Source organism: Halomarina salina, from assembly GCF_023074835.1.
Taxonomy (GTDB): Archaea; Halobacteriota; Halobacteria; order Halobacteriales; family Haloarculaceae; genus Halomarina; species Halomarina salina.
Genome location: NZ_JALLGW010000002.1, coordinates 121,654 through 141,325 on the forward strand (window position 1 = coordinate 121,654; position 19,672 = coordinate 141,325).

At 68.5% G+C, this 19,672-nt stretch carries 23 protein-coding genes; 12 read left to right on the plus strand and 11 right to left on the minus strand.

Annotation, left to right across the window (positions count from 1 at the left end; translation table 11 throughout):
• Positions 1-34 precede the first annotated feature (34 nt).
• Positions 35-1,000 (plus strand): bifunctional 2-dehydro-3-deoxygluconokinase/2-dehydro-3-deoxygalactonokinase, encoded by a 966-nt coding sequence (kdgK1, locus tag MX571_RS16485; RefSeq protein ID WP_247418757.1) that lies wholly within the window; start codon positions 35-37, stop codon positions 998-1,000.
• A 56-nt stretch (positions 1,001-1,056) separates the two neighbouring features.
• Positions 1,057-1,731, plus strand: coding sequence for a bifunctional 4-hydroxy-2-oxoglutarate aldolase/2-dehydro-3-deoxy-phosphogluconate aldolase (locus MX571_RS16490; RefSeq protein WP_247418759.1), 675 nt, complete (start codon positions 1,057-1,059; stop codon positions 1,729-1,731).
• 139 nt (positions 1,732-1,870) lie between these two features.
• Here MX571_RS16490 and MX571_RS16495 read toward each other — a convergent pair whose 3' ends face one another.
• From MX571_RS16495 to MX571_RS16510, 4 genes are all read right to left on the minus strand, one after another.
• A complete protein-coding gene (locus tag MX571_RS16495; protein ID WP_247418761.1) occupies positions 1,871-2,017 on the minus strand; it encodes a hypothetical protein in 147 nt (48 codons plus the stop codon).
• Positions 2,018-2,103: 86 nt separating this feature from the next.
• A complete protein-coding gene (locus MX571_RS22780; RefSeq protein WP_247418763.1) occupies positions 2,104-3,234 on the minus strand; it encodes an FAS1-like dehydratase domain-containing protein in 1,131 nt (376 codons plus the stop codon).
• A gap of 78 nt (positions 3,235-3,312) precedes the next feature.
• Positions 3,313-3,972, minus strand: a complete 660-nt coding sequence (locus tag MX571_RS16505; protein WP_247418765.1) for a cupin domain-containing protein — start codon at positions 3,970-3,972, stop codon at positions 3,313-3,315.
• Positions 3,973-4,023: 51 nt separating this feature from the next.
• On the minus strand, positions 4,024-4,803 hold the full coding sequence (locus MX571_RS16510) for a nucleoside phosphorylase (RefSeq protein WP_247418767.1): 780 nt from the start codon (positions 4,801-4,803) through the stop codon (positions 4,024-4,026).
• Positions 4,804-4,939: 136 nt separating this feature from the next.
• On the opposite strand from MX571_RS16510, the gene MX571_RS16515 reads away from it, so the two are divergent.
• Both MX571_RS16515 and MX571_RS16520 read left to right on the plus strand, forming a co-directional pair.
• The gene (locus tag MX571_RS16515; protein ID WP_247418769.1) at positions 4,940-5,134 is read left to right on the plus strand and encodes a DUF7987 family protein; all 195 of its coding nucleotides are present in this window, start codon (positions 4,940-4,942) and stop codon (positions 5,132-5,134) included.
• Positions 5,135-5,198: 64 nt separating this feature from the next.
• Positions 5,199-5,528 (plus strand): hypothetical protein, encoded by a 330-nt coding sequence (locus MX571_RS16520; protein WP_247418771.1) that lies wholly within the window; start codon positions 5,199-5,201, stop codon positions 5,526-5,528.
• 186 nt (positions 5,529-5,714) lie between these two features.
• On the opposite strand, the gene MX571_RS16525 is transcribed toward MX571_RS16520, so the two are convergent.
• Together MX571_RS16525 and MX571_RS16530 are read right to left on the minus strand one after the other, a co-directional pair.
• Positions 5,715-6,053 carry a DUF7344 domain-containing protein gene (locus MX571_RS16525; RefSeq protein WP_247418772.1) on the minus strand — a complete coding sequence of 113 codons (339 nt, stop codon included), beginning with the start codon at positions 6,051-6,053 and terminating at the stop codon, positions 5,715-5,717.
• Between the two features lie 560 nt (positions 6,054-6,613).
• On the minus strand, positions 6,614-7,102 hold the full coding sequence (locus MX571_RS16530) for a hypothetical protein (protein ID WP_247418773.1): 489 nt from the start codon (positions 7,100-7,102) through the stop codon (positions 6,614-6,616).
• Between the two features lie 246 nt (positions 7,103-7,348).
• Between MX571_RS16530 and MX571_RS16535 the strand changes: the two genes are divergently transcribed.
• On the plus strand, positions 7,349-8,314 hold the full coding sequence (locus MX571_RS16535) for a transcription initiation factor IIB (RefSeq protein ID WP_247418774.1): 966 nt from the start codon (positions 7,349-7,351) through the stop codon (positions 8,312-8,314).
• 56 nt (positions 8,315-8,370) lie between these two features.
• Here MX571_RS16535 and MX571_RS16540 read toward each other — a convergent pair whose 3' ends face one another.
• Entirely contained in the window at positions 8,371-9,165 is a 795-nt protein-coding gene (locus tag MX571_RS16540; RefSeq protein ID WP_247418775.1) for an SDR family NAD(P)-dependent oxidoreductase, read from the minus strand.
• A 145-nt stretch (positions 9,166-9,310) separates the two neighbouring features.
• Between MX571_RS16540 and MX571_RS16545 the strand changes: the two genes are divergently transcribed.
• Positions 9,311-9,670 (plus strand): DUF7344 domain-containing protein, encoded by a 360-nt coding sequence (locus MX571_RS16545; protein ID WP_247418776.1) that lies wholly within the window; start codon positions 9,311-9,313, stop codon positions 9,668-9,670.
• A 63-nt stretch (positions 9,671-9,733) separates the two neighbouring features.
• Here MX571_RS16545 and MX571_RS16550 read toward each other — a convergent pair whose 3' ends face one another.
• The 3 genes from MX571_RS16550 to MX571_RS16560 all read right to left on the minus strand — a co-directional run bounded on the left by MX571_RS16550 (position 9,734) and on the right by MX571_RS16560 (position 11,486).
• Positions 9,734-10,483: a hypothetical protein gene (locus MX571_RS16550; protein WP_247418777.1), complete on the minus strand. Its 750-nt coding sequence runs from the start codon at positions 10,481-10,483 to the stop codon at positions 9,734-9,736.
• A 92-nt stretch (positions 10,484-10,575) separates the two neighbouring features.
• Positions 10,576-10,746, minus strand: coding sequence for a hypothetical protein (locus tag MX571_RS16555; RefSeq protein ID WP_247418778.1), 171 nt, complete (start codon positions 10,744-10,746; stop codon positions 10,576-10,578).
• Positions 10,747-11,303: 557 nt separating this feature from the next.
• Positions 11,304-11,486: a hypothetical protein gene (locus MX571_RS16560; RefSeq protein ID WP_247418779.1), complete on the minus strand. Its 183-nt coding sequence runs from the start codon at positions 11,484-11,486 to the stop codon at positions 11,304-11,306.
• Between the two features lie 352 nt (positions 11,487-11,838).
• Between MX571_RS16560 and MX571_RS16565 the strand changes: the two genes are divergently transcribed.
• A complete protein-coding gene (locus tag MX571_RS16565; protein WP_247418780.1) occupies positions 11,839-12,870 on the plus strand; it encodes an AI-2E family transporter in 1,032 nt (343 codons plus the stop codon).
• Positions 12,871-12,984: 114 nt separating this feature from the next.
• Here MX571_RS16565 and MX571_RS16570 read toward each other — a convergent pair whose 3' ends face one another.
• Positions 12,985-13,203, minus strand: a complete 219-nt coding sequence (locus MX571_RS16570) for a DUF8015 family protein (RefSeq protein ID WP_247418781.1) — start codon at positions 13,201-13,203, stop codon at positions 12,985-12,987.
• A gap of 203 nt (positions 13,204-13,406) precedes the next feature.
• Here MX571_RS16570 and neuB point away from each other — a divergent pair, with 203 nt between their 5' ends.
• The 5 genes from neuB to neuC all read left to right on the plus strand — a co-directional run bounded on the left by neuB (position 13,407) and on the right by neuC (position 19,668).
• Positions 13,407-14,438, plus strand: a complete 1,032-nt coding sequence (gene neuB, locus MX571_RS16575) for an N-acetylneuraminate synthase (RefSeq protein WP_247418782.1) — start codon at positions 13,407-13,409, stop codon at positions 14,436-14,438.
• 8 nt (positions 14,439-14,446) lie between these two features.
• Positions 14,447-15,859: a hypothetical protein gene (locus MX571_RS16580; protein ID WP_247418783.1), complete on the plus strand. Its 1,413-nt coding sequence runs from the start codon at positions 14,447-14,449 to the stop codon at positions 15,857-15,859.
• A gap of 160 nt (positions 15,860-16,019) precedes the next feature.
• Positions 16,020-17,774: an ABC transporter ATP-binding protein gene (locus tag MX571_RS16585; RefSeq protein ID WP_247418784.1), complete on the plus strand. Its 1,755-nt coding sequence runs from the start codon at positions 16,020-16,022 to the stop codon at positions 17,772-17,774.
• Positions 17,775-17,779: 5 nt separating this feature from the next.
• On the plus strand, positions 17,780-18,490 hold the full coding sequence (locus MX571_RS16590; RefSeq protein ID WP_247418785.1) for a PIG-L deacetylase family protein: 711 nt from the start codon (positions 17,780-17,782) through the stop codon (positions 18,488-18,490).
• A complete protein-coding gene (gene neuC, locus MX571_RS16595; RefSeq protein WP_247418789.1) occupies positions 18,487-19,668 on the plus strand; it encodes a UDP-N-acetylglucosamine 2-epimerase in 1,182 nt (393 codons plus the stop codon). Before MX571_RS16590 ends, neuC begins: the two co-directional genes overlap by 4 nt.
• Positions 19,669-19,672: the final 4 nt, after the last annotated feature.

Sequence of the window (19,672 nt, forward strand, 5' to 3'; positions counted from 1 at the left end):
AGCGCCTAACATCGCATCGGCTAACGCTACGCCAATGACCGGCGACACCTTCGACGTGGTCACGTTCGGCGAGACGATGATCCGCCACTCCGTCGCGCCCGGCGAGCGCCTGGAGACCGCTCACGAGACCGAGATGCGGGCGGCGGGCGCGGAGAGCAACGTCGCGGTCACGGTCAGCCGACTCGGCGGGTCGGCGGCGTGGCTGTCGAAGCTCCCCGACTCGGCGCTCGCCCGCCACGTCGAGGCGTCGCTGCGAACCCACGGCGTCACGCCCGTCGTCGCCCGAAGCGACGAGGGACGCGTCGGCGTCTACTACCTCGAACCCGCTGGCGAACCGCGCGGGACGAACGTCGTCTACGACCGGGCGGGCGCAGCCATCCGCACCGCGACGCCGGAGGACCTGGCGACCGACCACGTCGAGTCGGCGCGGGCGTTCCACGTCAGCGGCATCACGCCCGCGCTCTCCGAGACGCTGGCCGACACGACCCGGACGCTCCTCGACCGGGCCGTCGCCGCCGACACGCACACCGTGTTCGACCTCAACTACCGCGGAAAGCTCTGGACCCACGACGAGGCCCGCGAGACCTGCGAACCGCTGCTCGACGCGGTCGACACGTTCGTCGTCGCCGAACGAGACGCGAGTGCAGTCCTCGACTACGACGGCGAGGCCTCCACCGTCGCGGCCGACCTCGCGGCCGCACACGACTGCGAGACCGTCGTCGTCACCCGCGGTGCTGAGGGAGCCGTCGCCGTCCACGACGGTGACGTCATCGACCAGGGTGCGTTCCCCGCGGACACGTTCGACCCCATCGGGACTGGCGACGCGTTCGTCGGCGGCTACCTCGCCCGGTGGCTCGACGGCGCGAGCGTCGAGGAGGCGCTGGAGTACGGCGCGGCGACTGCGGCGCTGAAGCGCACTGTCGGCGGCGACGTCGCGACGGTCACGCCCGAGGAGGTCGACCGCGTCGTCGCGAGCGACACGAGCGACATCACACGCTGAGGAACTGTCACGCAGGGGGTCACAACTTTTTACTCGTCTACGGGTGAGTTCTCGCCATGACACCCGACGCTGGCAGTTCGCTCCAGGCACCGTCGCTCGCCCGCATCGAAGAGACTGGTCTCGTCGCCGTCGTCCGCGGGGCGGACCCCGACGGGGTCGTCCGAGTCGTCGACGCACTGGTCGAAGGCGGCGTCCGGGCGGTCGAACTCACCGCCGACTCCGACGGCGCGATGGAGATGCTCCGTGACGTCGCCTCGACGCTCGACGACGACGTCTCGCTGGGCGTCGGGACCGTCCTCGACGCGGCGACCGCACGCAGCGCCCTCCTCGCGGGGGCGGAGTTCGTCGTCACGCCGAGTCTCGACACCGAGGTCGTGACGGTCGCCAACCGCTACGGCGCGCCCGTCGCCCCGGGCGTGTTCACCCCGACCGAGGCCGTCCGGGCGTACGAGGCCGGCGCTGACGTGGTGAAACTGTTCCCCGCCGCGACCGGCGGTCCGGGCCACCTCAGCGCTCTCCGCGGGCCGCTCGGTCACATCCCGTTCGTCCCGACGGGCGGGGTCACGCTGGACAACGTCGACGCGTTCATCGAGGCCGGTGCCGTCGGCGTCGGCGTCGGCGGGTCGCTCGTGGACAGCGACGCCGTCGCGGCGGGCGACTACGGTGCCATCACCGACCGCGCCCGCGCCTTCCGCTCGGCCATCGACGAGGCGCGCGCCGGGTCGAACTGACGACCGACTCGACGCGCTGAGGGACCACCACGACGACCCCGAGGGGTGCGACGGGTGAGCCAGGGAGCGGTGATGGAACGATGGTGTCCGACGCAGTCGCTCGACGACGGTGTCGCGTGAGGGAATGTGTGTCGGAGGCTCAGGTGCTCGACTGCTGGCAGATGCTGACGGAGTGGCCGGTCGCCGACTCGTGAGTCGACGCCATCGACTCGGCGAGGTCGCGGCCGGACGTCGCACTCTCGAAGGCGCAGTGAGTGCAGCTAAGTCGCCAACCGCTCGTGGGCATGGTTCGACCGTCGGTCGCCCTCTTGATAAATCGTGCTAGTAGGTGTCGAGTGCATCGACGGCACCGGGGTGCAAGCGTGACGACACTCACGAGTCGTGCGCGACGGTCGCCGTCCCCGTCAGCACCGTCTCGCCGTCGTCGGTATCGACCGCCACGTCGAGCACCAGTCCGTCGGCGGTGGCGTCTCTACCGTCCGCGTCGACGCCCTCCGCTACGGTCGCCCGCGCGGTGACGGTGTCCCCCGGCCAGACCCGAGACTGGAAGCGGACGCCGAACGACCGGACCCGACCGAGTCCCACGGAGTCGGCGACGGCCTGCGCGGCCACACCCGCCGTCAGCATCCCCTGGCCGAACACGCTGGGGTGGCCCGCACCGGTCGCGTACGGTTCGTCGTAGTGGACGGGGTTGAAGTCGCCGCTGGCCCCCGCGTAGCGGACGAAGTGCTGGCGCGCGAACGGACCGACGCGCACCTCGGGACCGACGTCCCCCGCCGCGAGCGAACCGGGCGCACTCGGCTCGGGGACGGTCGGCTCACCCCCCAGTCCGGCGTGTACCGGGAGGCCCACCAGGTCGTCGGCGGTCGCCCCGCCGTCCGTTCCCGACGGCGGACTGGGGTTCGCGAACCCGTCCCCGTCCGTTGGATGGCCGCTGAACTGGCGCTCGGTGGTCTCGTCGGGGTCGTCGTCGGTCTCGACGGTGTCGTCGGACGCGTCACCCTCGGCTGCTGCGCCCTCCGTCTCGATGGCCGTCGCGCGCTCCGTCAGGACGTGCTCGCCGTCTCCCGTCCGGTACTCGGTGGCGAACTCCGCGAACGTCATCGTCCCGCCGCGCCGCCCGTCGCGCTGGTAGACGTCGGTCAGCGTGGTGTCGCCGTGGAGGTCGTCGCCGACGAGCAGCGGTCGGTCGTACTCGTAGCGCTGCTCGCCGTGGAGGACGAACTTCGGGTCGAACCCCAGGTCGAACCGGTCGGTACGGTAGCGCGGGAAGGAACTCACCCGCGGGAACGTGAGCGGGGCTGGAATCGCCGGGAAGCCCCGTTCCACGGCGACGTCCGACGAGCGGTAGAGCGGGTCGTCGTCGCCGACCGCGCGAGCGAACTCCTCGACCTTCCCCGCCTCGACGACGAAACCTTCGACGGTGCGTCTCGTCTCCCCGACCGTCGATTCGAGGTCGGCGAGCGAGCGACCGGTCACCCAGCCCCCCGGCGGTCCGCCCACTGCTGCGTGAACACGAACACGGTAGCGAACCGACCGCCGCGGAGACGATTAATTGCTAGGTCACTGATTCCTCTCGCGCTACCACTCGCCCTCGACCGGCGGCGTCTCGAAGGCGGTCTCACAGTCCGAACAGCGAACGACGGTGCGTACCTCTTCGCCGCGCCGGAACCGCAGGTCGTCGCCGCCGCAGTCGGGGCACGCCGTGGGCGTCCGCGTCGTCTCACAGGCTGGACAGACGAACTGTGGCCCTCCGTCGTCGGTCACCAGTCGCATCTCGCCACGACCACAGTCGGGACACGTCGTGGGGAACCGCAGGTCGATGCTGTCACGCGGCGCGCCCACCGCGAGGACGTCGAGAGGCGACGTTCCAGCGTTCCGTCCGGACTGGAACTCGCCGGGCGCGAAGCGAATCGCCCCGCCCGCCTCGACGACGTGACCGTCCTCCTCTGCGTCGTCGTCGGAAGCGTCGTTCCCGTCAGAAGCGCCGTTCCCGTCGGATGCGTCGTTCTCGTCGGACACCGCCGGGAGCGTCTCGAAGGCGACCGTCCCGTCGAGCACGTAGAACACCTCCTCCTGGTCGGCGTGGGCGTGCAGGCCCGCGGGGAGTGACTCGCCGGGGGCGACGCGGTAGCGGGTGAGTGCGAGTCCGGTCGCCCCGAGGCGTTCGGCCAGTCGGTGGCGGTCGACACCCGCTTCCGCGGCGTCCGAAGCTACGTCGTCGACCGTGACTCGCTCCATGCGACGACATCCGGCGCGTCCGGAGAAAGACGTTCGCCTCACCGCTCGCCCTCAGCCGACGTAGGACGCGAGCAGGTCCGTCGCGGTGTCGCCGAGTCGCTGCAGGTCGGACTCCACCTCGTGGAACTTCGGCTCCCAGTCCCCGGTCCCGAGGTAGTCGCTGACGACGAACATCGACCCCACCTCGACGCTCCGTGCCTCGGCGACAGCGAACACCGCCGCCGCCTCCATCTCCACGGTCAGGACGCCCTCCTCGGCGTAGCGCTCGACCTCCGCGACCGTCTCGCGGTAGATGGCGTCGATGGTCCACGAGGGGCCGACGTGGTACGACGCGGCGCGGTCGGTCAGCAGGCGTTCGGTCGCCTCGGTGAGCGACTCGCTGGCGTGTGCGAACCGCGCCGACTCGACGTAGTGGTGGGAGGTGCCCTCGTCCCGGATGGCCCGGTCGCAGACCACGAACTCGCCCAGCTCGATGGTTTCGTCGAGGCTGCCCGCCATACCGACGGAGAGGAACGTCTCGACGCCGTCGGCGACGAGTTCGTCCATCAGCATGGCCGTCGTCGGCGCACCGATGCCGAACCCTCCGAGGACGCCGACGCGGCCGTCGTTCTCGTCGAACACGTAGAGGTCGCCGTAGTAGTGGTCGACGTGTGCGCCGTCGTACGTCTCGGTGAGGTACGCCATCAGTCGCCGACTGTAACAGAGGACGACGGCCGCCGGTGGGTCGACCGCCTCGGCGTCCTCGGTCTGCCGTCGGTGGTACTCGTTGTGGGCGTCCGGCGTGACGAACGCCTCTCCGAGGTGTTTGCCGGGGTGGTTGGGGAAGGGCATTCGAGAGATCATCGGCGGCGGCGACAAGACGGTATCGGAGCGACTCCCAGGCGACGCGACGCCGACCCGGACCCCTCTCGTCACAGGGTGAGAACGCCGCTACCGATTTATCACGGCCTGCTCCCTCGACCGCAGTATGGCACGTGATCCGCTCCTCTCGACGGAGACGAAGATTACGCTCGTGTTCATGGCCGTCGGCCTGACGGCGTGGTACCTCGCGGGCGAGTTCGGCGACAGCAGCGAACTGGAGTTCGTCGCGCTGTTCGGTCTCGGTATCGTGGCCCCGACCTTCGTCAACGAGGCCCGACGTCACATCGGGGACGGACGGTAGCGATTCCGACGGCCGACCCCGCGAGCGACGGTAGCCTTACACGCACAGAGGACACACCTGTAGTATGAGCGAACGAACCAGCGAACGGACCCGGAGCAGCGACGAGGGCATCCGTGACCGGACGGCAGACCGTCTCGACTCCATGACCGGGATGGACCGGCCGGGACGGACGAGCGACAAGACCGACCGCGTGATGCGCCACGGCAAGTACGCGCTCGTCGCTCTGGCCATCGCGCTCGTATTCTCGTTCGCTGGCGGCATCATCGAACTGATACCCATCGTCGGTGGCCTCGTCGGCGGGCTGCTCGGCCTCGTCAGCGGACTGGCGTGGCTAGCGTTCATCGTCTTCGCCGTGCTGTTCGCCTACCCGCTCGTGAAGGCGATGCTGCGCTGAGTCTCGGTCGGAGCGCGGTCTGTTCTCTTCCACCTCTACTCGCATCGTCGCTCGGTCCGTCTCACCCGCGAGTGCCCCGGCTACCGGTCGACCGGCGACCCTGATGCTGTAGGCGTCGAACGCGGGGGCTCCCGATCGAACCCGGTTGCGTCGCTCCACTCTCTCCGACCGGCAGAAGAGGCGTCGTCAGAGTAGCTGGTCGAGTGCGGCCGGGTCCGGGGTGACGAACACACCGTCGTCGTCGTCGATGGTGACGAGGTCGGCGTCCGCCAGCACGGGGAGGTGACAGTGGTACAGCGAGACGAGCGTCCGGTCGAACTGGTCCGACGGGTCGTCGTGGTCGGCACTACCCTCCGCGTCGACGACGCGCTCGGTCAGCCGGTCCAGTTCGACGCGCCCCTCGCACGACGCGAGGACGCGGAGGAGCGTGCGGCGGCGCGGGTCGGCGAACAACCGCCCCAGCGTCTCTTCTGTCTGCAGGTTCGGTTCGTCCGCGAACGGGGAAGTCGTGCTATGAGTTGACATCGGTTGTCTCTTGGCCGAAGTAACACCGCCATCGGGGTTATGCGCTACACCTAATCAGATAGGCAAAGTTATCGCGCTATACACTATCGAATCAAAGAAAGTGGCTGCGTCGTGCGGTTCTGCCTCTCGGGACGGCCCCTGTGCTGTCACACCCTCCAGGACGTACCCAGCGCGTGCAGCGTAGAAGGCGAGTGCCCGCGCGACTCCACGGACACCGTCGGAGTGTACCGCAGCGAGCGTCGTGATGTCCCGTCGGTATCGTGCGTCGGTCGTCGAGAGTCGGGGGGTCCCTGTTCCAGAGGGGACCGGAGAGGGACCACCCGAGCAGGGGAACCGCACCGCGACCCCTGCCTCTACCTCTCGCAAATACTCCATATTGAGAGTTTCTGTTTTTCGAATATAAATTCGGTGAGCGAGTCGTCGTGCGCTCCGGGGACACTGCCCCTGGGGCGGTAGTCGGCGAGTCTCGGTGAATCCCGCGCTCTCTCGGTGAACTCGGGGGCGTCGGCGAGAGGAGTCGCTGATACCAGCCGGTCCAGTCGGTCGTCGGAGAGGGAGAGTCAGCTACGGAACTGGTTCTGGACCGCGGCCACCGCCTGCCGGATGACGGACGCGGGTCCGCGCGTCGTCTCGACCGGTGTGACCGGGTCGACGTCGCCCGTCCCGTCGCCGTCGGGTGCGATGGTCTGCGCGTCGTCCCCACGCTCGGCTGCTTCGGTCGCCCGGTCGGTCGCCGCCGGTGCGTCGAGCAACTGGTCTACGACGGCGTCGTAGAGGCAACCGGTGGTGAAGGTGTGTCCGCTGTCGTCGCCGACGAGGCTGTACCGTCCCTCGCGCGCGAGCGTGTCGCGGACGGTCGCCTCGTCCGTCGCGTCGAACCCCGTGGCGAGGGCGTGTTCACCGACGAACGTCGGCGTCTCGACGCGGACGTGGTCGGTCTTCACCGTCACGGACGGCGTCTCGTTACGCAACGCCTCGGCCGCGAGGGTGTCCGCAAGTTCATGTTTTCCCTCCGCACGGAGCTCGTGGAGGCGACTGGTCACTGCCATGCGGACAGGTACGAATCGGACATAGTTCAGTCTTTGGGGCAGTCACGCCGCCGGGTACGATTGTGTTTTATTACCACGGGCGGCGAACGCTCGGCACGTCTCTTCCACCGACGATGCCAGTGTACAGGCCGTCCTGACCCGGTATCTGGCCATCGCGGGCGGTGCCACGGGCGACGAAAAGTCACTGTTAATGACAATTTATCGTGGCGAGGGCTTAAGCCCTTCAAATGTTCATAACGATATGAAATGGAATATCCCACTCGTCAGCGCGAGCGTGAGCCCGAATCGGAGGCCGAGGAGCAGGCTGAGGGCACCGAAGGGGAGCGGGTGTGCGACGAGTGTGAGTCCGGTCAACTCGTCAAGTCCGACGACGGCCGCGAACTCGTCTGCGACGAGTGCGGTCTCATCGTCGAGGAGACGAACATCGACCCCGGTCCGGAGTGGCGGGCGTTCAACCACTCGGAGCGTCAGAACAAGTCGCGCGTGGGTGCGCCCACGACGCAGACGATGCACGACAAGGGACTCACCACCCAGATCGACTGGAAGAACAAGGACGCCTACGGTCGGTCGCTGTCCTCCGAGAAGCGCAGTCAGATGCACCGCCTGCGCAAGTGGCAGGAGCGCATCCGCACGAAGGACGCCGGCGAACGCAACCTCCAGTTCGCGCTCAGCGAGATCGACCGCATGGCCAGCGCACTCGGCGTCCCGAAGTCCGTCCGCGAGGTGGCGTCGGTCATCTACCGCCGCGCACTGAGCGAGGACCTCATCCGCGGGCGCTCCATCGAGGGCGTCGCCACCAGTGCGCTGTACGCCGCCTGTCGCAAGGAGGGCATCCCGCGCTCGCTCGAGGAGATCTCGGAGGTCTCGCGGGTCGAGCGCAAGGAGATCGGCCGCACCTATCGCTACATCTCCCAGGAACTCTCCCTGGAGATGGAGCCCGTCGACCCCAAGAAGTACGTCCCCCGATTCTGTTCTGAACTGCAACTCTCCGAGGAGGTCCAGTCGAAGGCCAACGAGATCATCAACGTCACCACCGAGAAGGGCCTGCTGTCGGGCAAGTCCCCGACGGGCTACGCCGCCGCCGCCATCTACGCCGCTTCCCTGCTCTGCAACGAGAAGAAGACCCAGCGCGAAGTGGCTGGCGTCGCGCAGGTGACCGAGGTCACCATCCGCAACCGCTACCAGGAGCAGATCGAAGCGATGGGGATCTGACCCGGCGAGACGACCGACTACAGACGACAAACGCGGCCAGCACGTTCTCCCGTACGCTACTCCAGCCCGAGTCCGTCGCTCATCGAGTTCCCCGGCTTCGGGACGCCCTTCACGGTCACCGTCTCGCCCGTCATGAACGAGGCGGCGGGACTGACGAGGAACTGGACCACGTCGGCTATCTCCTCGGTGTGACCGATACGCCGGTCGGCCTGCTCGCGTGGGGGCATCTCCTCGCTGTCGATACCCAGCGTCTCGGCGACGCCGGGCGTCTGGATGAGCCCCGGCGCGACGCAGTTGACGCGGATACCGTCGTCGGCCCACTCGACGGCGAGCGTCTCGGTGAGTCGGATGATGGCCGCCTTCGCCGCGCCGTAGTGGCTCTCGCCGGGCGCAGCGTGCTGGCCGTTGACGCTGGAGAGGTTGACGACGTGGCCGCCGTCGTCCTCGCGCATCACCTCGCCCGCTACCTGCGTGCAGTGGACGGTCCCCGTGAGGTTGAGGTCGAGGATGGCGTTCCACCCGTTCGGCGAGATGTCCTCGAACGGGGCGACGAACTCGCCGCCAGCGTTGTTGACCAGCACGTCCACGCCACCGAACTCCTCGACCGTCGCCTCGACGAACGCCTCGACCTGCGCTCGCTCGCGAACGTTACACTCGACGGCGAGGGCGCTCCCGGCGGCGTCCTCCTCTATCGCCTCCGCCACCGGGTCGACGCGCTCTTGCGCGCGCGAGCAGATGGCGACGTTCGCACCGCTGGCCGCGAGCGTCTCCGCGATTGCCTTCCCGATTCCCTGGCTCGCTCCCGTCACGATTGCCGTCTTCCCGGCGACGTCGTAGTCCGGTTCGTGCATAGATAACACGCGTTCCAGTTCGTGATAATCGTACCGACAGCGTCCGTTCCGAGAGACCACCGCGTCGCGGACGCTCACCGTCTCCCGTCGGGTACGGGCCGTATAGGTGCCACGTAATAATAGGCTGGCGTCCGGTGGCAGACGTATGGGAATCGACGTACCGGAGTCGTGGGACCCGGACGATCTCTCGGCGGACGAGGCGCTCGACCTCATGTCCCGGCCTCGCCGCCGGAACGTCGTCTACGCACTGCTCGAAGCGGACGACGAGACGCTCACCCGTGACGAACTCGTGAACATCCTCGCGGCGGGTCGACGTGAGAAGGCTCCCGACGACGTCGAGGACCGCGTGTTGCGCACTATCGCCGAGTCCCTGGACCACAACCACCTCCCGAAACTGGACGAGGTGGACGTCGTCGACTACGACCGCGAGTCGAACCACGTCGAACTCGGGTCGGCCGCCGAGGACGTGGCGCCGCTCCTCCGGTTCGTCCCCGAGGACGAGTGACCGCTCGCTGGGAGAACGGAGTCGGCCGCCAGGACGAGTGTCACGGGGTCGATTCGTGGACGCTTACTCCAGCAGGACCGTGAACCCCCAGGAGTACGTCGTCGGGTCCTCGGTGGTCGCGGAGGTGGCCGCCCCCTCGGTGGCTGGTCGGACCTGGTAGGACGTCTCGAAGCGGTACTCACCGACCGGGAGACACGCGTCCTCCCCGACGGCCCCGTAGAGGTCGAGCGCCTGTGTGGTGGTCTCCCCGGGGGCGAGCGTGGTCGTCCGGTACTCCTGTGTGACGGCGATACCGTCGGTGAGTCGCCAGCACCCGGCCTCGGCGGGATACTCCCGGTCCGCGTCCGAGGGGAGCAACAGCAGGTGCTTCTCGGTGTCGTGCCGGTACGCGAAGACGACGGCGCGACTCTCTCCGACGGCGAGCGGGTCCTCACCGGTGTTGGTGACGGAGACGCGGAGGCCGGGCGGAGCTTCCTCCGTCGCCGCCTCCCGGACGAGTTCGACCGCGTGCTCGACCGGTCCGTCCTGCTCGTCGGTGCGGACGATGGTGACGCCCGGACCGCCCGTTCCGCGGAGACGCGTCCCGCCCGCGTCGCCGCTGTCGTTGTCCCCGTCGCCGGGGCCGCCACTGTCGTTCCCACCGGGGAGGGCGTCGGTCGTCGCGTTCCCTGTCGGTTCGGGTGTCGAGGTGTCCGTCGGCGCTGGTGTCGTCGACTCCTCTCCCGTCCCCGAGTCGGCGTCGCCGAGACAGCCGGCGAGTGAGAGGGTCGTCGCGAGGGCACAGCACTTCAGGACCGTCCGTCGGTTCGTCATCGTCTCTCGATAGGTGTCTCCGGGGATAACGACGCCGGAGCATCAAAACCCGGTTTGGTCCTTCACGGGACCGGTCGGCGCCGAGACGGAGTTCAGCGCTCGGCGACCGGCCGACTCGCCTCCGCGACGTACGTCTCGTGGCCGACGCTGTCCCTGTGGCCCGCGGCCTCGACGTGGGCGATGAACGACGTCGTCCAGCAGGACGACCGGAATCCACACTCCCGACACCGTGCGCGGAACCCACCGTTGCTCGTACCTGGCATCGTCACCACGCTACGGTCTCGACGTATCTTGTAACCGGGGACCTGCCGGAACGAAACTCCCACCTACCGGCCGACGGCACCCGGCCGAGCGTGCTCGGTTCGTGGTCGACCGACCGAGTCTCGGACTGACCACGATGCGACTCGGCGGTGTAGTAAGGGGAACGGCGTCCTCGAGGTCTGACCGACCCCGGTTGGACGCCGACATGACAGGTACGACGTGGATGAGCGGTGACACCCCGAACCCCCACGTCACTCATCGCTACGGGTAATTGGGGCATAGTTATCCGGTGGCTGCCGGGGCTATGAAACAGTCTAACGTCGGATTACCGGTCGACCGCCGCCTCGCTCTCGCCGCGTCCTCGGAGGCCAGTCGACCGAACGCCACCGGTCGTACTCACCGCGTCCGGAGCGTCGGAACTCCCGTCGCCGTAGCTCTCGGACCCAGAGGAGGCAGTCGTGAGGGGTCACCGGTAGCCACGTCCCGACGCTCGACGGCCGAAAGGAGGGCCTACCGGTGGTCTTCGGGGAGAGAGGACGCCCCGTCTCCGTTCGGTGCGTTACTCCTCGACGCCCTCGATGCACGCGCGGAGTTCCTCGCAGAGTATCTCGGCGCGGAAACTCAACTGGTGACGGTCGTCCTCGGTGAGCGCGTCGCGGGCGGCCACGTTCTCGATGGCGGTCAGCAGGTCCTGTTCGCGTGCGGTGACGGCGTCGACGGTGGGTCGGTCTTGTGTGTCCATACACGTCCCTACCGTCCCGTCCCCAAGGGCGACTCCGGTACAGACGTTGAGCGAGCGACGCGACGCGGCTACAACGATAGCGCTGCCGGCACCGACAGTCACGGTCGTCGAACGGTCCGAGCGCGGAACCACAGCCGACGGCCGTCGTATTCGGCCGCGAGGACGCGTAGAACGCAGTATTCGGCGCGTCGGACCAGTCGGAGTCTCGAACTGACTGTCGGAGAAGCGCTTTTTGTATCGACGGTGTACGGTAGAGTATGCGCGCGCCAGGTCGTCGGTGGAGTCGGGCCAGTGTCGGGGGATGGGCCACCGCCGAGGCGGCCGCCGGGCGGGTTCCGTCGCGGTGGCGAGGATGAGCCGTCTCCCCCGACCCACGGCGTCGACGGTGTTCCTCTGGGGCCTACTGGCGGTGTTCGGTGTCGTGACCGTCTGGCTGTTCCTCCCGTACCTCCAGTACGCCCTCCTCGCGGGGTTGCTGGGCTACGTCCTCTACCCGATCTCCAGCCGCCTGTCGCGGTATCTCGGCCGGACGCTCGGCGCGGCGCTCACCGTCGTCCTCGCGACCGTCGCCGTCGTCGCGCCCGTCGTGTTCATCGTCGGCATCGCGGTCCAGCAGGCGACGTCCATCCTCCAGGGCGTCACCGAGTCGATGGTCATCGACGCGGGCGACGCACTGCTGGCGAGGCTGGGAGTCGGCGCCGACACGATGGACGTCGTCGACATGCTGGTGGCCTCGATGCAGAACGGGTCGCGCGGACTCGTCGGGAACGTCTTCACCGTCGTCGGGGCGACGGCGCAGTTCCTCATCGGCCTCGTCGTCTTCGTGTTCCTGTTCTACTACCTGCTGCGCGACGGCGACCGCCTCGTCGCCTGGACGCGGACGGTGTCGCCGCTCGAACGCGACGAGATGGACGACCTGCTCGAACGCTGTGACCGACTGCTGTGGGCGTCGCTGGTCGGCACCGTCGTCGTCGCCGCGGTGCAGGCGGCGCTGACGGGCGTCGCGTTCGCCGCGCTGAACTTCAGCAACTCCGTCTTCTGGACGCTGGTGACGTTCCTGCTCTCCTTGCTCCCCGTCATCGGGGCGTCCGTCGTCTGGATTCCGGCGAGCATCTACCTCCTCGTCGTCGGCCGGACCATCGACGCAGTCGTGCTGTTCGTCGCGGGGACGTTCATCATCAGCGGGTCGGACAACCTCATCAGACCGTTCGTCGTCCAGCACAGCGCGCATCTCAACACCGGCCTCGTCGTCGTCGGCCTGTTCGGTGGCCTCGCCGTGTTCGGGTTCCTGGGACTGTTCATCGGACCCGTCGTCGTCGGGATGGCGAAACATCTCGCCGAGGTGGTCGCCAGACGTCACGGTGCGGACGCTCGCGGGCAGTGACCCGCGAGTATCCGAGCGTCGCCGCTGTGTCGTCGAGTGATACGAGAGCCCGGTTCGGAGTCGTCCGAGCGGTAGAGCGACGACGCTACGCGGTCGGCCCGACGGACGGACTGCTCAGTTCAACGCCTCGACCGGTTCGGCGAGGTCCTCCCGACTGTCGACCGGGCCGTTGACGAACAGGCCGTGGCCGATGATGACGACGGCCAGCAGTCCGGCGGCGGTGACTGCGGTGGTCGTGGCGATGGCCGTGAGCGCGCCGACGACGGCCCCGCTGGCCATGCTGAGAAACACGCCCAGCAACACCAGGTCGTAGTACTGCCACGTGTAGTCCATGCCTACCGTTAGCGTTCCGACACCAAAAACCACGGGGACAGGGCCACAGTACGTCGGTTCCGTCTCGGAGAACGCGCCCGGTGCGTGACCGTCGACGAAGCGAGCCGGTCGGAGACCGAACGTACTCGATTCCTGATTTTCTGCCCCATCGGGTCCGATACGGCCGAATCTACTAATGCGCCGACGCTCAGAGTGATAGTGAGATGACGTGTTATGTCGTCGCCGAGGCGGGGGTCAACCACGACGGCGACGTGAGTCAGGCGGAGCGACTCGTCGACGCCGCCGTCGCGGCGGGCGCGGACGCCGTGAAGTTCCAGACGTTCGTCGCGGACAGACTGGCCACCCCCGACGCCCCCAAGGCACCGTACCAGGAGGAGACGACCGGCGAGCAGTCCCAGTACGAGATGCTCCGCTCGCTCGAACTCCCGCGGTCGGCCCACGAGCGACTGCAGTCGTACTGTCGGGACCAGGGCATAGAGTTCCTCTCGACGCCGTTCGACGTCGAGAGCGCGACGCTGCTGGACGACCTGGACGTCCCACGGGTGAAACTCGGGTCGGGGGAACTCGACAACCATCCGCTCCTGCGGCACGTCGCACGGTTCGGGCGGCCGATGGTCGTCTCGACGGGGATGGGGACGATGGGAGAGGTCCACGACGCACTGGCCGCCATCCGGAACGCGAACCCCGACGTACCCGTGACGTTCCTCCACTGTACGACCGCCTACCCCGCCGCGCTGGACGAGGTGAACCTCCGGGCGATGGTGACGATGGCCGACGAACTCCCGACGCCGGTGGGCTACTCCGACCACACCACCCGAGTCGAGGTGCCCGCGCTGGCCGTCGCGGCGGGGGCGACGGTCGTCGAGAAGCACTTCACGCTCGACCGGACGCTCCCCGGCCCCGACCACCGCGCCTCGCTCGAACCCGACGAACTCGCGGCCGCGGTGTCGCTCGTCCGCGACGCCGAGACGGCCCTCGGGAGTCCCGAGAAGCGACCGACCGGGACAGAGCGCGAGAACCGGCCGGTCGTCCGCAAGAGCCTCCACGCCGCCACGGACGTCGCTGCTGGCGAGCGGTTCACCGCCGACAACGTCTCCGTCACGCGTCCGGCCGACGGACTCCCGCCACGCACGTACGACGCCGTCCTCGGGGCGACGGCCAGCGTCGCACTCGACGCGGGGGCCGCCATCACCGATGCCGCCGTCGGGGAGTGGGACGGGGGTGAGCGCGGCTGACGACCTCGGTGTCGCGACCGACGACGTTCGACGACACCTACGAGGCGTTCCTCGCCCTCGAGGACGACCTGTGTCCCTTCGACGTGGTTCGTGACGGCGTCCGCGTCTGGGAACTCGTCCGGTTCGAGGTGTTCCGGCAGGTCGTCGCGGCGCAGGGGGAGTGGGGACAGCCACACACGAACGTCCAGCGGAGCGGCCGAGTCTACCTCGAACTCGCCTCGCTGGCGGCGAGGAACCTCGTCCGCCGCAACCCGTTTCTCGGCGGTCGCCACGACGTGCTGTTCTGGGGGCACCCGCGCCGGAAACGCCTCGACGACGGCTACTGGTGGGACGTCTACTGCGACCCCATCACAGACGGGCTGTCGCTCGACGCCCTCCACGTCGAACCGCCGCATCTGAACCGGCACTACACGCCAGCGAAGACGGAGCGACTGCGCTACGTCGACGCCGTCGAGATACTCGGGCAGGCGGGCGAACTCGTCGGCGCGACGCTCGGCCGACCCTCGTTCGACGCGTTCGACGACGTGGAACGGTACCTCGGAGAGGAGTTCGACGCCGACGTCCGGGTCGCCGACCTCGCCCAGCGTCGCCTCGCGTACCGGCGGGCCGTCCGCCCGCTCTACCGCCGACTGCTCGCCAGCGTCGACCCGGAACTGGTCGTCGTCGTCGTCAGCTACGCGGGCCGAGAGCCGTTCGTCGAGGTGTGTCACGAACTCGGCATCACCGTCGTCGAACTCCAGCACGGCGTCATCGACCGGTACCAGGCGGGCTACTCGTTCCCCGACTGGCGCACGAAGGAGACGTTCCCCGACTACCTGTTCACGTTCGGCGAGTTCTGGACCGACCAGGCCGACCTGCCCGTCCCCGACGACCACGTCTACGCCGTCGGCTACCCGCACCTCGAAGCGAGCGTCGAGCGGTACGCGTCGGTCGAGCGACGCGACCAGGTCGTGTTCGTCTCCACCGGCGAGGTGGGTCACACGCTCTCGAAGCAGGCCGTGTCGCTCCACGAGCGTCCGGACCACGACTGGTCGGTCGCCTACAAACTCCACCCCGGCGAGTCCGACCGCTGGCGCGAGGAGTACCCGTGGCTCGTCGACTCGGGCGTCGAAGTGGTCGACGAGAGCGGGCGGCCGCTCCACCGCCTGTTCGCCGAGTCGCGCGCGCAGGTCGGCGTCTACTCGACGGCGCTCTACGAGGGCGTCCGGTTCGGCGTCGAGACCTACCTCGTCGACCTCCCCTGGATGCCGTCCCCACCGGGCCTCGACGGACTGGCGACGGTCGTCGAACCGGGTGACGACCTGGGGACCGTCCTCGGGAGCGCCGACCCCGCCGCCGACACGACCCGGTTCTTCGAACCGAACCCGTTGTCGGCCGTTCGGCGAGCCATCGACGACGTCCTCGACCGACCCGGGTACTGACAGATTTCTGATGATGTCACGATATCTCCACCGTCGGCGAGCAGAGTATCACGTTGCAGTCGGTCGACTGGTGGGCCAATGCATTTAACCTACTGACATGTGTATTCGCTGAGAAGAAGTGAGACCTCTGAACCTGTTCGACGGCCCGCGAGTGCGTTCGGTGCGGCTCATCGCCGCGTACAACCCGTTCCTGACGGGCCTCATCGTGCTGTTCGGCAGTGCGACGGCGCTGCTGGAGGGCGTCGGCGTGAGCCTGCTGGTCCCCATCATCGACGTCGCACAGGGGTCGACGCCGTCGGCCGAATCCGGTGGCGTCGTGGGCCTGTTCTTCGATGCGTACCGCTTCCTCGGCGTCCCGTTCACGCTGGAGTACATGATCCTCGGCGTCAGCGTGGCGATGACGCTGCGGTACCTGTCGAGTTTCGCCGTCGACTGGTCGCAGGGCTACCTCCAGACCAACTACATCCGCGACGTTCAGACGCGCACGTTCGAACACGCACTCGGGGCACGGGTCGGCTTCTTCGACCGGCGCGGATCCGACGAGGTGCTCAACGCGGCCATCACGCAGACGAAGTACGCGGGGTACGCCATCCGCGACCTGGTGTTCGTCTTCGAGCAACTGCTGCTCAGCCTCATCTACCTCGGCTTCGCGTTCTACATCTCGCCGTGGCTCACCCTCGTCGCCATCGTCACCATCGGGGGGTTGACGTACCTCGTCCGGAACGTCGTCGAACCGGGGTTCAGCGTCGGCGACCGGGTGGCCGACGCGAACGAACGCATCCAGACCACCATCCAGAGCGGGACGCAGGGCATCCGCCCCGTGAAGCTGTTCGGCGTCGAGCGAGAGATGCGCGAGGAGTACCACGAGGCGGTCGACGCGTTCGCCGAGGCGAACGTGACGTACTACCGCAACGACTCGTTCGTCGGGAACATCCACCAGTTGCTGGTGGCGCTGACGGTGTTCGTCCTCGTCTTCCTCGCCCTGCGGTTCTCCTCGCTGACCTTCGCCGGACTGGCCGTCTTCCTCTTCGTGATGTTCCGACTGGCACCGCGCGTGAGCACGCTGAACCGCCGCATCTACACCATCGAGAGCGAACTGCCACACGTCGCCCGCACCGAGACGTTCATCGAGGAACTCGCGGCCAACGCGGAACCGACCGGCGGCACCGTCACGCCGCCCCAGCAGTTCCGGTCGGTCGTCTTCGACGACATCGAGTTCTCCTACCTCGACGACGAGACGGTGCTGGACGGCCTCTCGCTGGAGGTATGTAGCGGCGAGTTCGTCGCGCTCGTCGGCCAGTCCGGGTCGGGAAAGTCGACGGTCGTCTCCCTGTTGACCCGTCTCTACGACCCCGACGGCGGCGAGATACGGCTCGACGGGACGCCCATCGAGGAGTTCGACGTGGACGCGTGGCGCTCGCGCATCGCCGTCGTCCGGCAGGACCCGTTCATGTTCGACGCGACCCTCCGGTACAACCTCACGCTGGGCCGACGCGACGCGACCGACGCCGACCTGGACCGGGTCAGCACCGTCGCGAAGGTCGACGAGTTCCTCACTGACCTGCCGGCAGGCTACGACACGCAGATCGGCGAGAACGGCGTCCAGCTGTCGGGGGGGCAGCGCCAGCGCGTCGCGCTGGCCCGTGCGCTGCTGAAGGATGCCGACATCCTCGTCCTCGACGAGGCGACGAGCAACCTCGACTCCGACCTCGAACGCGAGGTCCAGCGCGCCATCGAGCGCATGGATGGCGACCACACCGTCGTCGCCATCGCCCACCGCCTCTCGACGGTTCGGAACGCAGACTGCATCTACACCGTCGAGGACGGGCGCGTGGTCGAGTCCGGCTCTCACGAACAGCTCGTCACGCAGGAGGGGACGTACGCGCGCCTCTACGCGACGCAGGTAGGAGACTGACAGCCATGGACAGCGATACCCACACAGGAGGAGCGAAACAGAGCGGAGACGACACCGTCCTCTGTATCGGTGCACACCCGGACGACGAGGTGCTCGGGGCGGGCGGGACGCTCGCGGCACACGCCGCGCAGGGCGACGAGGTGCACGTCCTCGTCGTCACGGAGGGCTCGACCGCGCAGTACGACGACCCGTCGATGGTCGAGCAGAAACGCGAGGAGGCGCGGGCCTGCGCGGACCGCCTCGGGGTCGGAGAGGTCCACTTCGGCGATCTACCGGACATGCGCCTCGACGACGTGCCCCACGTCGAGGTGAACGCCGTCGTCGAGTCCGTCGTCGAGCGCGTCGAACCCACGGTCGTCTACACGCACGCCAGACAGGAGGTGAACCGCGACCACCGCGCCGTCTACGACTCGACGGTCGTCGCCACCAGACCGGGCAGCGGCGTCGAACGGGTCCTCGCCTACGAGACGCCCTCCTCGACGGACTGGGTCGGTGGCGGGGCCGACCAGTTCGAACCGACGCTGTTCGTCGACGTCACCGACCACCTCGACGCAAAGGTGGCCGCCTTCGCGGAGTACGAGTCCGAGACGCGGGCGTTCCCGCACCCGCGGTCCGAGGAGAGCCTCCGCGCTCGCGCGAGGACGCGCGGTGCGGCCGCGGGCGTCGCCGCTGCGGAGGCGTTCTGTCTCGTCAGGGAGGTGCGCGAGACGCCGTGAGCGAGTCGAGCGAATCGAGCGAGTCGGGCGAGTCGAGACGCGTCGTCGTCGTCACCGGGACGCGCGCGGAGTACGGGCTGCTCTCGTCGTCGATGCGGGCCATCGAGGACCGCGACGACCTGACGCTCGACGTGGTCGCGACGGGGATGCACCTCTCGCCGCAGTACGGCCACACCGTCGACGACATCCGGGCCGACGGGTTCGCTATCGCCCGCGAGGTCCACTCGCTCGTCGACGGCGACACGGGGACGGCGATGGCGAAGTCCCTCGGCGTCTGCGTCGCGGGGATGGCCGACGCGCTGTCGAGCCTCGACCCGGACGTCGTCCTCGTGCTCGGCGACCGGGGCGAGGCGTTCGCCGCGGGCGTCGCCGCCGCCCACGCGAACGTCCCCGTCGCGCACGTCCACGGCGGCGACTCGATGGCGGGAGCCATCGTCGACGACAGCATCCGCCACGCGCTGACGAAGTTCGCCCACCTCCACTTCCCCGTCACCGACCGCTCGGCCGAGCGCATCCGCCGACTCGGCGAAGAGCCGTGGCGAATCACGACCGTCGGCGCACCCGGTCTGGACGCCGTCCTCGCGGGGGAGTACGACGACTCGACGACCGTCCGCGACCGGTACGACCTGCCCGACGACCGGTCGCTGGCGCTCGTCGTCCAGCACCCGCTCACGTCCGCACCCGAACAGGCGGGCGAGCAGCTGGCCGCGACGCTCGACGCGGTGGGGAATCTCGACGACGTCGACCCGGTCGTCGTCTACCCGAACGCCGACGCGGGCGGGCGTCGGATGAACGCCGAAATAGAGTCCCGTGAACACCTCAAGGCGTTCCGGAGCCTCCCGCGCGAGGCGTATCTCGGGCTGATGGCGGCCGCCGACGTGCTGGTCGGCAACTCCTCCAGCGGTGTCATCGAGGCCGCGTCGCTCGACCTGCCGGTGGTCGACGTCGGCCCGCGTCAGGAGGGCCGCGAGCGCGCCGACCACACGCTCCGGGTCCCACACGACCGCGCGGCGATTCGCGAGGCGGTCGAGCGCTGTCTCACCGACGACGGCTTCCGCCAGCGGGTCGCCGACTGCGAGAACCCTTACGACCACGGCGGCGCGGGGGCGGCCATCGCCGAGCGACTGGCGACGGTCGACCTGGACGGGCGACTGCTCCGCAAGCGTCTGACGTACTGACGAC

Bases quoted from the DNA above. Each gene is read 5' to 3' on its own strand.
- kdgK1 (WP_247418757.1), top strand. From the start codon at position 35: ATGACCGGCGACACCTTCGACGTGGTCACGTTCGGCGAGACGATGATC.
- MX571_RS16490 (WP_247418759.1), top strand. From the start codon at position 1,057: ATGACACCCGACGCTGGCAGTTCGCTCCAGGCACCGTCGCTCGCCCGC.
- MX571_RS16495 (WP_247418761.1), bottom strand. From the start codon at position 2,017: ATGCCCACGAGCGGTTGGCGACTTAGCTGCACTCACTGCGCCTTCGAG.
- MX571_RS16505 (WP_247418765.1), bottom strand. From the start codon at position 3,972: ATGGAGCGAGTCACGGTCGACGACGTAGCTTCGGACGCCGCGGAAGCG.
- MX571_RS16510 (WP_247418767.1), bottom strand. From the start codon at position 4,803: ATGCCCTTCCCCAACCACCCCGGCAAACACCTCGGAGAGGCGTTCGTC.
- MX571_RS16515 (WP_247418769.1), top strand. From the start codon at position 4,940: ATGGCACGTGATCCGCTCCTCTCGACGGAGACGAAGATTACGCTCGTG.
- MX571_RS16520 (WP_247418771.1), top strand. From the start codon at position 5,199: ATGAGCGAACGAACCAGCGAACGGACCCGGAGCAGCGACGAGGGCATC.
- MX571_RS16525 (WP_247418772.1), bottom strand. From the start codon at position 6,053: ATGTCAACTCATAGCACGACTTCCCCGTTCGCGGACGAACCGAACCTG.
- MX571_RS16530 (WP_247418773.1), bottom strand. From the start codon at position 7,102: ATGGCAGTGACCAGTCGCCTCCACGAGCTCCGTGCGGAGGGAAAACAT.
- MX571_RS16535 (WP_247418774.1), top strand. From the start codon at position 7,349: ATGGAATATCCCACTCGTCAGCGCGAGCGTGAGCCCGAATCGGAGGCC.
- MX571_RS16540 (WP_247418775.1), bottom strand. From the start codon at position 9,165: ATGCACGAACCGGACTACGACGTCGCCGGGAAGACGGCAATCGTGACG.
- MX571_RS16545 (WP_247418776.1), top strand. From the start codon at position 9,311: ATGGGAATCGACGTACCGGAGTCGTGGGACCCGGACGATCTCTCGGCG.
- MX571_RS16550 (WP_247418777.1), bottom strand. From the start codon at position 10,483: ATGACGAACCGACGGACGGTCCTGAAGTGCTGTGCCCTCGCGACGACC.
- MX571_RS16555 (WP_247418778.1), bottom strand. From the start codon at position 10,746: ATGCCAGGTACGAGCAACGGTGGGTTCCGCGCACGGTGTCGGGAGTGT.
- MX571_RS16560 (WP_247418779.1), bottom strand. From the start codon at position 11,486: ATGGACACACAAGACCGACCCACCGTCGACGCCGTCACCGCACGCGAA.
- MX571_RS16565 (WP_247418780.1), top strand. From the start codon at position 11,839: ATGAGCCGTCTCCCCCGACCCACGGCGTCGACGGTGTTCCTCTGGGGC.
- MX571_RS16570 (WP_247418781.1), bottom strand. From the start codon at position 13,203: ATGGACTACACGTGGCAGTACTACGACCTGGTGTTGCTGGGCGTGTTT.
- neuB (WP_247418782.1), top strand. From the start codon at position 13,407: ATGACGTGTTATGTCGTCGCCGAGGCGGGGGTCAACCACGACGGCGAC.
- MX571_RS16590 (WP_247418785.1), top strand. From the start codon at position 17,780: ATGGACAGCGATACCCACACAGGAGGAGCGAAACAGAGCGGAGACGAC.